The sequence below is a fragment of the Chryseobacterium defluvii genome (genome assembly GCF_014204415.1).
Taxonomy (GTDB): Bacteria; Bacteroidota; Bacteroidia; order Flavobacteriales; family Weeksellaceae; genus Chryseobacterium; species Chryseobacterium defluvii_A.
This window is the reverse complement of sequence record NZ_JACHLE010000001.1, coordinates 949,662-961,914: the sequence shown is the minus strand read 5'-3', so window position 1 is coordinate 961,914 and position 12,253 is coordinate 949,662. Positions and strand designations below refer to the sequence as shown.

10 protein-coding genes are annotated in these 12,253 nt (G+C 37.7%); 8 read left to right on the top strand and 2 right to left on the bottom strand.

Features of this window, described 5'->3' with window-relative positions:
• The first annotated feature begins 3 nt into the window (after positions 1–3).
• The 3 genes from HNP38_RS04320 to HNP38_RS04310 all read left to right on the top strand — a co-directional run bounded on the left by HNP38_RS04320 (position 4) and on the right by HNP38_RS04310 (position 3,105).
• Entirely contained in the window at positions 4–930 is a 927-nt protein-coding gene (locus tag HNP38_RS04320; RefSeq protein WP_184184977.1) for a mevalonate kinase, read from the top strand.
• Between the two features lie 11 nt (positions 931–941).
• Positions 942–1,871: a UbiA family prenyltransferase gene (locus HNP38_RS04315; RefSeq protein WP_184184974.1), complete on the top strand. Its 930-nt coding sequence runs from the start codon at positions 942–944 to the stop codon at positions 1,869–1,871.
• Between the two features lie 64 nt (positions 1,872–1,935).
• Positions 1,936–3,105, top strand: a complete 1,170-nt coding sequence (locus tag HNP38_RS04310; RefSeq protein WP_184184971.1) for a proline dehydrogenase family protein — start codon at positions 1,936–1,938, stop codon at positions 3,103–3,105.
• Positions 3,106–3,541: 436 nt separating this feature from the next.
• Here HNP38_RS04310 and HNP38_RS04305 read toward each other — a convergent pair whose 3' ends face one another.
• Complete coding sequence (locus HNP38_RS04305; RefSeq protein WP_184184968.1) at positions 3,542–4,069, bottom strand: helix-turn-helix domain-containing protein; 528 nt, start codon at positions 4,067–4,069, stop codon at positions 3,542–3,544.
• Positions 4,070–4,903: 834 nt separating this feature from the next.
• On the opposite strand from HNP38_RS04305, the gene HNP38_RS04300 reads away from it, so the two are divergent.
• A complete protein-coding gene (locus HNP38_RS04300) occupies positions 4,904–6,013 on the top strand; it encodes a M14 family zinc carboxypeptidase (RefSeq protein WP_184184965.1) in 1,110 nt (369 codons plus the stop codon).
• Between the two features lie 59 nt (positions 6,014–6,072).
• Here HNP38_RS04300 and HNP38_RS04295 read toward each other — a convergent pair whose 3' ends face one another.
• Entirely contained in the window at positions 6,073–6,588 is a 516-nt protein-coding gene (locus HNP38_RS04295; RefSeq protein ID WP_184184962.1) for a DUF4920 domain-containing protein, read from the bottom strand.
• A 302-nt stretch (positions 6,589–6,890) separates the two neighbouring features.
• Between HNP38_RS04295 and HNP38_RS04290 the strand changes: the two genes are divergently transcribed.
• From HNP38_RS04290 to HNP38_RS04275, 4 genes are all read left to right on the top strand, one after another.
• Entirely contained in the window at positions 6,891–8,306 is a 1,416-nt protein-coding gene (locus tag HNP38_RS04290; RefSeq protein ID WP_184184959.1) for an APC family permease, read from the top strand.
• Positions 8,307–8,575: 269 nt separating this feature from the next.
• Entirely contained in the window at positions 8,576–11,404 is a 2,829-nt protein-coding gene (uvrA, locus tag HNP38_RS04285) for an excinuclease ABC subunit UvrA (protein WP_184184956.1), read from the top strand.
• Between the two features lie 95 nt (positions 11,405–11,499).
• On the top strand, positions 11,500–11,634 hold the full coding sequence (locus HNP38_RS04280) for a bacteriocin-like protein (RefSeq protein WP_184184953.1): 135 nt from the start codon (positions 11,500–11,502) through the stop codon (positions 11,632–11,634).
• Positions 11,635–11,739: 105 nt separating this feature from the next.
• Positions 11,740–12,252, top strand: coding sequence for a DUF421 domain-containing protein (locus HNP38_RS04275; protein WP_184184950.1), 513 nt, complete (start codon positions 11,740–11,742; stop codon positions 12,250–12,252).
• Position 12,253: the final 1 nt, after the last annotated feature.

The window sequence follows — 12,253 nt, the reverse complement described above, 5'->3', positions numbered from 1 at the left end:
TAGATGACAAACCCTTTATTTTACGCAAAAATTCTTTTATTTGGAGAATACGGAATCATTGAAGATTCCCAAGGTTTGACACTACCTTACAGTTTTTATAAAGGTGCCCTCAAATTCTCATCACTGGATTCGGAATTTGAAAAAAAATCCAATACCCATTTAACGAAATATGCAGATTACCTGCTGGATCTGGAACTTCCGAAAGGATTTGAGCTGGATGTTCAGAAATTTCAGTACGAGATTTCTGAAGGGCTGTTCTTTGACAGCAATATCCCTCAGGGCTATGGCGTAGGTAGCTCAGGAGCATTGGTAGCCGCTATTTTTGAACGATATTCAATTACAAAATATAATCCCGAAAATATTTCAAAAGACCAGCTGAAGAACCTTAAAAAGGTTTTCGGGCTGATGGAAAGCTATTTTCATGGCAGAAGCTCGGGAATTGATCCTCTTATCTGCTATATGAATCTTCCGATTCTTATAGAAAATAAAGAAAGTGTGGATAAAGTAGCCATTCCTGAAAGTGAAGAAGGAAAAGGAGCCATTTTCCTTATCGACTCGGGAATGACCGGTGAAACAGGGCCTATGGTTCAGATCTTCTTTGAAAAAATGAAGACAGAAGGGTTCCGTAAAACACTTAAGGAAGAGTTTATCCGTTATAACAATGCCTGTATCGAGGCTTTCCTTAAAAAAGACATGAATCCGTTCTTCAGAAATCTTAAAAAGCTTTCAAACTGGGCTTATGAACATTTTCGTCCCATGATCCCGGAAAGCATTTTTAATGTCTGGAAAAAAGGGCTGGATTCCAATGCTTACTATCTGAAACTCTGCGGAAGCGGTGGCGGAGGGTATATTCTGGGCTTTACCAAAGACTATGAGAAAGCCGAAAAAATGCTGGATGGATTCCATAAGGAAGTGATCTACAGATTTTAAACGAAATGGGAATGAATTCTGAAAAAGAAACTTTCCAACCTAAAAATACGGCTTCTAAATCTTTATTTTACAGATTCTCACAATTGGTGGGGTTTCTTTTGGGAGCCAGGGTCTTTGTAGCGGCCCTGCTTACGTTTGCCCTCTATGTTTCTACTTTTTTTCTTTTTAATCAGGAAGAAAGCCTAAGGAACTTTGTCTTTGATTTTAAAGTACACGGTATTATTTTCTGTACCGTTTTAAGTATTCTGGCGGGAGGGATCATCAATCAGTTCTATGATTTTGAGAAAGATCATATTATGAAGCCTTTCAGGACAAGGATCCAGAGCTTTATTCAGCAAAAATATTTCCTGTATGCCTATCTGGGATTAAGCATTATTTCTTTGGGAGTGGCATGGATGATCTCGCACAGGGTATTTGTTTTCTTTGTGATTTACCAGTTTTTCATGTGGTTTTACAGCCACAAGTTAAGCCGGATTTTAATCATCAATAACCTCACCTTTGTAAGCCTCACCTTATATCCTTTTTTTGGAATGATGGTATATTACGAGACTTTTTCCATGAAGGTCTTTTTAATGGCCATATTTCTCTTTCTGATCCTTTTATCCATAGATATCACCAAGGACACCCTTACAAAGAGTGTAGACAAAACATTCGGGTACACTACGATCCCCAATTACTTTAAGACCAATATCACCAAAATAATCATGATCTCCCTCCTGATCATTACAATGGCTGTTTCTATGAAGATCATTGCCAGAACCGGTGTTTCAGGGTTTATGGGGTATTATTTTGCAGGCGGATTATTCATCATCATTCTTTGTATTTACCTGTTTTTGGACTATTCCAGAAGAAGCAAGTCTGCGACTCTTAATATCCTCCGATTATGGGTTTTTATAGGAATAATTGCCATGCTTTTGAACGGGATAGAGAGCAAAATATAGAAAATATTCTTTTAAAAGACTGCGGTTATTATTACCTTTGCAGAACTAAATTTAATAAAAAGGAATGCCCATTTTTAACGATACTAAAGTTGCATTTGCAGACAAGTCTGATGCACAACTCAGAAAAGCGTACTGGATGTTCAAAATGATCGAACAGCCTGCGCTTACCAGCCTTGGTACTTCAGTCCTTAATTTTACGGTTCACAACAATTTCCCTTTTGTTACCGGGATTGTGAAAAATACCTTATTTGAGCAGTTTTGCGGCGGTGAGACCCGCGAAGAAAGCATGAAAGTGGTGAAGCAGCTTTTCAATAGAGGTGTGGGAAGTATTTTTGATTATTCCATAGAAGGAAAAGAAGATGAAGAAACCTTCGATGCCGTTTGCAATGAGATCAAAGATATTGTTAAATTTTCGGTGGGAAATCCTGCTATTCCCTTTATTGTTTTCAAACCTACGGCTTTTGGCAGAATAGATCTCTATGAAGCTGTCGGGAAAAATGCGGAGCTTACCTCAAGCCAGAAGGAAGAATGGATAAGAGTGGTAAAAAGATTTGATGAGGTGTGCAAACTTTGCCATGAGCATGATAAAAAAGTGATGGTAGACGCAGAGGAAACCTGGATGCAGGATGCGGCAGACCATCTTTGTGAAGAGATGATGGAGAAATACAATCAGGAAAAACCCATTGTTTGGAATACGATCCAGATGTACAGAACCGGAAGGCTGGAATATATGAATGAACATCTGCAGAGAGCCAGGGAAAAGAATTATTTCATCGGTTACAAGATCGTTCGGGGCGCCTATATGGAAAAAGAAAGAGCCAGAGCGGAGGAAAAAGGATATCCGGATCCGATCCAGCCTACCAAAGAAGCTTCCGATAAAAATTATAATGCAGGAATCGATTTCGTAATGGAGCATTTGGATAAAGTTTCCGCTTTCTTCGGGACCCATAATGAGATCTCTTCGGAACTGGTAATGGATAAAATGAAGGCCCGATCTCTTGAAAATAACAATCCTCACATCCATTTCGGGCAGCTTTATGGGATGAGTGATAATATTACCTTCTATTTGTCAGATAAAGGCTATAATGCGGCCAAATACCTCCCTTACGGCCCCGTGAAGGATGTGGTGCCATACCTTACCAGAAGAGCCCGGGAAAATACTTCCGTTGCAGGACAGACAGGGCGGGAACTAGGCCTTATCAAAAAAGAATTGGAAAGAAGGAAAAATCGATAGAATGATCTTGAAAAACAGATATGAAAGCTTTACATTTTGTGAAGCTTTTTTCTTTTTATTATATTAGGAAAAAGCTTATAATATTAATTAAATGTTTAATTGATAAAAAATATTATAATTATTTAATATGTTAATAATAATATAAAACTTTAATGTTTTTATTGTTGATTTAATTATATTTAATATATTTGATTAATAAAACTGATATCTATGAAATAACCTTTACTTCTGACTATTGATTCCTGATAGTAAATTTCCTGAATAATAAATAAATTCCAGGCCTGGCTATATCTCTATATTCTTTATGAATTTTTGATTGCTTCATTTCAAAAGGAAGATTTACAGAAAAGGAATATGATATACAAAAATAAAGCAATCTGCTTTAGCTTTCTTCTTCAAATATTTTTACCTGGTCATTTTTTTTGATCAGGTTTTTTTAAGGCTCATAACTTTCAAATTTTCCGTTTTCAAAGAACAGAACAATCCTTTTGATTTTATGATATTGATTTCCAATGACTTGGCTGACAAATTCTTCATTATGTTTTTCTAATCGCTGAGAATCGCTTATTTTTTCTTCATTTGTACTTGGGTAAGGAATATTGAATTCTCGCGGGCTTTCTTTTTGGGTTCTGTCCTCACTTTCTGTCACTCCGAAATTATCATCATCAATTAAAGAGAACAGATCCGGCAGAGGTGTGGGCTTTATTTTGTCTTCAGAAATCTCGGTTTCGTATTTTTCAGGAAGGTCAGATTTCAGCATTTCGCCTTCGCCGGTAACTAGCCAGTCCCATAAAATCTCAGGAAAGCGGGATTTTATCTTGATGATGAACTCCAGGGAAGGTTTGTTTCTCCCGGAGGTTATGTGGGAAATAGAAGAACGTTGTACATCTATTTCATCTGCAAACTCAGAAGAAGTGAGATTTGAATACTCGATCACTTTTGAAATTCTCTCATTTAAACTCATAAAATAAGGTTTAAAATTACTTTACAAATGTAAAAATAAAGTTTACAAATGCAAGACACAAAAGTAAACAAATGTAAAATATCTTAATATACAAAAGTAAATTAAAGTAATGTATTAATATACAGTAGTTTACATTTTAAATTATGTCAGTTATATACTTACAATGGGAATTTTATCTTGTTATCGCCTTTCTGTTAAAGTACTTAAAGTAACAAATGAGGTAGAAGATATAATGTTATATTTAAAGTGAAATATTTTTCATAAATATCCTGTTTATAGCTTATACAGATAAATTATAGTACATAATTACTGTCTAGAGTGGGAGACAGGTTAAATGCCTGATCTTATACCTATAATATATAAATGAGAAGTAAAGGGTAATAGCTAACAGAGCTTTTGATCCTTTATTATAGCTCGTTTTAGCTTGCATTAGTTGCAGCATTTCCAAAGTCATAGTCGGGAAAGTTATATCATTTATTTCAACCTGAATTTGCCAGATAAAAACTGTAATAAACCTGGAATTTAAACCTGTTTACACTTGTATATTAAAGGAAAACAATGCGCTTTTCCACATTATTCTTGTTTAACGAAATTACGCTCAATTCAGTATAAATAGGATTTCTACCACTTAAAGTAAAGTTCAAAAACTATTTTAAATAAATAACATAATTTATTGATTTTAAATTAATTAAATTAAATATATTAAATTATTCACAATCCACAATTTTATCCACAGACAAACTGGCAATTTACATTGTTTAATAATGTTACAAATGTTAATTTCTTTTTCAGCATAAAAATGGTTAAATTTGACTCCTGTAAACCATTTCACAAATGAATTTTGAACAGATCTATTTCCCGAATCCCGATTTTCCTAATCGCTATATTTCCCCTGAAAAATTATTTTTCTACCTACAGACGAATCTCAGCGATTACATTCAGGAGATTGGAAGATCATATTTGGATAAGCCTATTTACAAATTAAGTGTTGGTACAGGAAGCATTCATGTTCTGGCCTGGTCACAGATGCATGGTAATGAATCCAATGCTACCCACGCCATGCTTGATCTGCTGATTAGTTTGGATAAACAACCTCAAATGAAGGAAGAGCTTTTCAGTAAGATCTCTCTGGATTTTATTTTTATGTTAAATCCGGATGGTTCGGAACGATGGACAAGGCTGAATGCAGCAGATATTGACCTGAACAGGGATTTTCATAATGAAGCCAGCACAGAGATCAAATTCCTTAAAGCAATGGCCTCTTCTAAAAAATATGATTATGCCCTGAATCTTCATGAGCAGAGAACCATCTTTACTACAGATGGTGTTCATCCGGCCACATTGTCTTTTCTGGCCCCTTCAGAAAATGTGGAACGTACGGTTACGGAGAACAGGAAAAAATGCATGGCGGTCATTGCCCGTGTCTATGATCATTTAAAACACCTGATCCCTAACCAGATTGGAAGATATTCTGATGAATTCTATCCGACATCTACCGGAGACAATTTTATAAAGAGCGGAATGCCTACCATTTTATTTGAAGGCGGGCATTTTGTGGATGATTACACGAGGAAGCAAACCAGAAAATATTACACCATCGCATTATATGATGCCTTGAGCGCGATGAGTGACCTGAATTCCGGTACTACCGGCTGGGAAACTTATCTCAAAATTCCGGAAAACCAGGAAACTCATTATGATGTGGTCTACAGGAATGTGAAGCTGAATACGGAGCATGAATGCATTCTGGATGTGGCTGTACAGTATAGAGAGGTCATGGAAGAGGGAAAAGATGAAATATCCTTTATACCGTTTGTAATGGAAGTAGGAGATGTGAAAAAACGGAAAGGCTGGCTGGAAGTAGACTGCACAGGCAAAAAATTTGTTTCAGCAACTAAATATCCGAAACTGGATGCTGTTGCCGATTTTAAAATAGAAGATTAAAAAAGCGGAACAATTTAATTGTTCCGCTTTTGTTTTATAATTTGTTTCAGTAAAACGAATTAGTTGACTACTTTAATGCCGTTGGCCATAAATCTGATCTCTTCTTTCGGTTTTGTAATTGCATCTATCTCAGATTGTGGCTTTTTAGCATCTTCGGCATAATGCTTCTGCTCATCCACAGAAATTACTTTCCTTTCCGCACTTCCTTCCAGTACTACATTTTTACCTTTTAAAGCTGTTGGAACGAAGAAAGCATAATCTTTCATTTTTACAAAGAACTGAGAATCATCTTCAGTCTGGATGGTTAGCCAGCATCCTTTTTTCTCACAAACATCCGTTACTTTACCTTTAATGGCAACACCTTCAGCTTTTTTATTGTCTTTTTTTAATTTTTTAGCCAGTTTTTTAACGGTAATAGCTTTAGATTCGGACTGGGTGTTAACACCGGCTCCGTATGCATCTCCTACAAGTGCATTCCCGGCTGGCGGAGCAAATTTTTTCTGTGAAGTTTCCTGCGCAAATGCCAGAGAAGAAACACTTACTGCAACTGCAAATAATATAGCCTTGAATTTCATTTTTAATATTTTTTCCAAAAATACTAATAAAAATTGAATCCAAAACCTGTATAACCCTGAACTTGTTTTATTTTCCACTACAAAAGCCACAAAAGCTTTCCGGATACTTAAGGTGGATAAAAAACTTTAGGAAAAACGAGCTAAGTCGAAATGGCCTTGTATATGGACCTTTTAATGACTTTTAAAGCCTGATTAAAAACTTTTGAGTTAATTTTTTGAGAAAAGTCATATTAAGTACCAAAATACAAACAAAGTTAAAAACCAAATGCATATTTGTTTATATTTGACCCCTATACATCACTATGCAGAAAAAACTAAAACTTTGGGACGCCATTATGCTTGTAATGGGCTCTATGATCGGTAGCGGAATATTTATAGTAAGTGCCGATATGATGAGAAATCTGGGTTCCGGATACTGGATGATCATTGTTTGGGTCATTACCGGGATCATGACCGTAGCAGCTGCAATAAGTTACGGTGAGCTTTCGGCCCTATTTCCTAAAGCGGGAGGACAATACACTTATCTTACCGAAATTTTTGGCAAAAAAATGGGCTTTCTTTATGGATGGGGATTGTTCACTGTGATCCAGACAGGTACAATTGCTGCTGTGGCTATGGCCTTCGGGAAATTTACAGCCTATCTCGTTCCTGCCCTTAACGATGCGGCTCCTATTTTTCAGAGTGGAGAATTTAAGATCACCTGGATACAGATATTAGCTATTGCCATTATTCTTCTGCTGACCTATATCAATACAAGAGGGGTGGAAAGCGGGAAATTATTACAGAATATTTTCACAGGATCTAAAGTATTGGCTTTATTGGGGCTGATAGCAGTAGGCTTTATTTTAGTGGATGTTTCCCATTTATCAGAAAATTTCAGTTTAGGATCTGATTCTTTTAACAATCTTAAAAAAGATATAGACGGAAATTTCCTTAAAGAAGGATGGGAGCCTATTGGAGGTATGACATTACTCGGTGGGATTGCAGCGGCAATGGTGGGTTCGGTTTTCAGTTCCGTAGCATGGGAAAGTGTGACTTTCGTTTCAGGTGAGATTGAAAACCCAAAGAAGAATGTAGTGAAATCAATGATTTACGGGACAACTGCCGTAATGATTTTATATATTGCCGTAAATTATATTTACCTGAATGCCTTAGACAGGGATTCCATTGCATTTGCTGCGAATGACAGGGTGGCGGTGGCGGCTTCACAGAATATATTCGGGAGTGCGGGAACCATTATTATTGCTATATTGGTGATGGTATCCACTTTCGGATGTAACAACGGACTGATCTTGGCTGGAGCCAGGGTTTTTCAGACAATGGCTAAAGACGGTTTGTTTTTTAAGTCAGCTGTAGATAATAATAAAAATGATGTTCCGGCCAATGCATTATGGATGCAGGGAATCTGGGCTTCTGTTTTGTGCTTAAGCGGACAGTATGGAAACCTTCTGGATATGATTTCTTTTGTGATCGTGTTATTCTATATGATCACCGTGTTCGGAGTGATCTACCTAAGATTTAAAAAACCTGATCTGGAAAGGCCTTATAAAACATGGCTATATCCGATTACTCCCATCATTTATTTATTGATAGGTGCAGGGTTCTGCATTCTGCTTCTCATCTATAAGCAGCAGTACACATGGCCCGGATTTTTAATGGTTTTATTGGGGCTTCCGGTGTATTACTTTATCAATAGAAATAAAAAAGTTAATGAATAACAATTAGTTACAGTTTAGAATTCCGGCTTTCAAACTTGTTTGAAAGCCGGAATTCCTTATTCTCAGACATTATTAACTCTTATAATTGCTATTATAATTTCATTAAACATCCTGTTTGCCATGCTGAGCGAAGTCGAAGTATCTCACTTAGAAAAGTAGTTTTTTATTAATTTAAAAACAAAAACTTTTGTAACATTAGTGGTGAATAAAATTCCATAAAATTCCGTAATTTTGCCCATCGTGATTTTCAGGCAGAATCACTCTACATTATGAGCAAATCAACGGAATATATAGAGGTTTACGGCGCACGCGAGCATAATCTTAAAAACATTAATGTTAAAATCCCACGCAATGAATTGGTGGTGATCACAGGGCTTTCCGGGAGCGGGAAATCTTCACTGGCTTTCGATACCATTTTTGCAGAAGGCCAGCGCCGGTATATTGAAACTTTTTCCGCGTATGCCCGTCAGTTCCTGGGAGGATTAGAGCGTCCGGATGTAGATAAGATAGAAGGACTTTCTCCCGTAATTGCCATTGAACAGAAAACCACGAATAAAAACCCTCGTTCTACAGTAGGGACCGTTACCGAATTATATGACTTTCTTCGTCTTTTATATGCAAGGGTATCCGATGCCTATTCATTATCCACGGGAAAAAAGCTGGTAAGCTATACCGAAGAGCAGATCCTCGAGACCATTAAAGAAAATTATAAAGGAGAAAAAATAATGCTGTTGGCTCCGGTTGTGAGAGCAAGAAAAGGGCACTATCATGAGCTTTTCGTACAAATGGCAAAAAAAGGGTATGGACAGGCAAGAATTGATGGTGAGCTGCAGGATATTGAATATGACTTAAAGCTTGACCGATATAAAACCCACGATATTGATATTGTGATCGACCGCTGGATCATAGGGGAAAGTGCTTCCGAAAACAGAATGGAAAAATCCCTGAGAACAGCTATGGAAATGGGAGAAGGGATCATCGGGATCCAGAGACTGGGAGGCACGGATATCGAATATTTTTCAAAAAACCTGATGGATGCGGAAACCGGCCATTCATTAGCTTTGCCCGAACCCAATACTTTCTCCTTCAACTCTCCGAAAGGAAGTTGCCCGAACTGTAAAGGACTGGGAACCATCAAAAAGATCAATACAGATTATTTTATCGATAATCCTAAACTATCCATTAATCAGGGTGGTCTACTTCCTCTGGAAGATATTAAATCCAACAAATGGATCTTGTCGCAGATCAAAAGTATCCTTGAAATTTTCGGTTTGGGCTTGGCCACTCCTTTAAAAGAGGTTCCTGAGGAAGCATTGGATTATATGTATAACGGCTGTCATAAAGAATTCAATAAAGATCTTAAATATGCCGGGATTACCAAGAAAATAAAGGTTAGTTTCGATGGATTGATTCCTTTCATGGAGGAGATTATCGATGAGAGGGAAACCTATGAAGCGATCCTTTTGGAAAGGCACTTTACAACAGAAGAAGCCTGCCCTGAATGTGGCGGAACGCGTCTTCAGCAGTCAAGCCTGAGTTTTAAGATCGATGGAAAAAATATTGCTGAGGTCAATGCCTTGAGTCTGGCTGATTTACAGGATTGGCTGAAAGAGGTTAAAGATAAATTTTCCGAAAAAAATAAGATCATTGCCCACGAGATTTTAAAAGAGATCGAAACCCGCCTGCAATTCTTATTGGATGTGGGGCTGGACTACCTGAGTCTGAGCAGAAGCTCAAAAACACTTTCAGGAGGAGAATCCCAGAGGATCCGTCTCGCAACACAGATTGGCTCCCAGCTGGTAAATGTGCTGTATATTCTGGATGAACCCAGCATCGGGTTGCATCAGAGAGATAATGAGCGATTGATCAATTCACTGAAAAATCTCAGAGACATTGGAAATTCCGTTTTAGTAGTAGAGCATGACAAAGATATGATCCTGGAAGCTGATGAGGTGCTGGATATTGGTCCAAGAGCCGGTAAATTTGGTGGAGAGATCCTCTGGCAGGGAAAACCCAAAGATCTGCTGAAAGCCGATACCATTACGGCGCAATACATTAACGGAAAAAGAAAAATAGAGGTTCCGTCAGAAAGAAGAGCCGGAAATGGTAAAAGCATATTGCTGAAAGGAGCTACCGGAAATAATCTTAAGAGTGTAAACCTTGATATTCCATTAGGAAAACTGGTGGTGGTTACCGGTATCTCGGGAAGCGGAAAATCTTCACTCATTAATGGAACCCTCTACCCAATCCTTAACAAGCATTTTTACAGGGCAGTTCAGGAGCCCTTACCCTATAAAAAGATCGAAGGGCTTGAGAATATTGATAAAATTGTAGATGTAGACCAGACCCCGATCGGAAGGACCCCGCGTTCAAATCCTGCAACCTACACAGGAATGTTTACGGATATCAGAAACCTTTTTTCAGAATTGCCGGAAAGTAAGATCCGTGGATATAAGCCAGGAAGATTCTCTTTCAATGTGAAAGGCGGAAGATGCGAAACCTGCCAGGGCGGAGGCTTGAAGGTCATTGAAATGAACTTCCTGCCGGATGTATATGTTCATTGCGAAACCTGCAACGGAAAGCGTTTCAATAGAGAAACCCTGGAAGTCCGTTATAAAGGAAAATCCATTTCCGATGTACTGGACATGACGATCGATGAAGCCGTGGAATTCTTCCAGCCGATCCCGAAGATCTATGCCAGAGTGAAAACCCTGCATGATGTAGGTCTAGGGTACATCACCTTGGGACAACAGTCTACCACACTTTCCGGTGGTGAAGCACAACGTATAAAACTGGCCACGGAACTAGCCAAGAGACAGACGGGAAATACATTGTACATCCTGGATGAGCCTACAACCGGGCTTCATTTTGAAGATGTAAAGATCCTGATGGATGCGATCAATCAATTGGTAGATCTTGGGAATTCATTCATCATTATTGAGCATAATATGGATGTCATCAAAATGGCGGACCACATTATAGATGTTGGTCCTGAAGGCGGGAAGCATGGCGGACAGATCGTAGCACAGGGAACCCCGGAAGAGATTATAAAATCTAAAAAGAGTCTTACAGGGAAGTTTTTAAAGAGAGAACTTTAATGTTTGAATCTGAAAATGCTGAAAGTTTTAAACCTTAAGCTGTAATAAAGTATTAGATATTTCGTTTTAAATTGAACCAGCAAAAGTAAAACGATATGAAAAATCTGAAAAAACTTTCAAAAGAAGAATTGAAAAAAGTAAGTGGCGGTGCTCCTAAAAAGTACTGTGTTTACTGCGAATGGATGAATGCTGTAGTATGCAGCGAAGTTCCGATTGCTCAATGTCCTTAAAAAATTAAAGCCGCTTTTTAAGCGGTTTTTTTATTTCATTAAAATCTTAAAATTTACATTCCGCAAAACGTAAAAATTTATACATTTGAGTATAAATAAACTATTGTGAATCCTATTCTTGATGTAGTGGTCCGCTCCCTTTGCGTTTACCTTTTTATGGTAATAGCTATCCGTTTATTTGGTAAAAACCAGCTTTCCCAGCTTAATGCCGGAGACGTGGTCTTGCTGCTGCTTATTTCCAATGCCGTACAGAACGCTATGGTGGGGCAGGATACCTCTTTGCAGGGCGGTCTTATTGCTGCATTAGTATTGTTTGCCGCTAATTTTATTGTCAAAAGGCTGATGTTCTCCAACCATTCTTTTGAAAAATTTCTTGAGGATGATCCTGTAATTTTGGTTAAAGACGGTATAGTTGATGAAAAAGCCCTGAGCAAAGTGAAAATTACCGAGGATGAGCTGAAAGAAGCCATAAGAGAACATGGAGTAGAGACAATAAAACATGTGAAACTCTCTATTCTGGAAGTTGACGGAAATATCAGCGTTATATCACAGGATGAGAACGATAAGCAGACACATTATACAAGGATAAAGCGAAAAAATAAAAGAAAATATCACTAGC

Coding starts and splice junctions, on each gene's coding strand:
- HNP38_RS04300 (WP_184184965.1), top strand. CDS start 4,904: ATGAATTTTGAACAGATCTATTTCCCGAATCCCGATTTTCCTAATCGC.
- HNP38_RS04305 (WP_184184968.1), bottom strand. CDS start 4,069: ATGAGTTTAAATGAGAGAATTTCAAAAGTGATCGAGTATTCAAATCTC.
- HNP38_RS04290 (WP_184184959.1), top strand. CDS start 6,891: ATGCAGAAAAAACTAAAACTTTGGGACGCCATTATGCTTGTAATGGGC.
- HNP38_RS04320 (WP_184184977.1), top strand. CDS start 4: ATGACAAACCCTTTATTTTACGCAAAAATTCTTTTATTTGGAGAATAC.
- HNP38_RS04280 (WP_184184953.1), top strand. CDS start 11,500: ATGAAAAATCTGAAAAAACTTTCAAAAGAAGAATTGAAAAAAGTAAGT.
- HNP38_RS04295 (WP_184184962.1), bottom strand. CDS start 6,588: ATGAAATTCAAGGCTATATTATTTGCAGTTGCAGTAAGTGTTTCTTCT.
- uvrA (WP_184184956.1), top strand. CDS start 8,576: ATGAGCAAATCAACGGAATATATAGAGGTTTACGGCGCACGCGAGCAT.
- HNP38_RS04315 (WP_184184974.1), top strand. CDS start 942: ATGAATTCTGAAAAAGAAACTTTCCAACCTAAAAATACGGCTTCTAAA.
- HNP38_RS04310 (WP_184184971.1), top strand. CDS start 1,936: ATGCCCATTTTTAACGATACTAAAGTTGCATTTGCAGACAAGTCTGAT.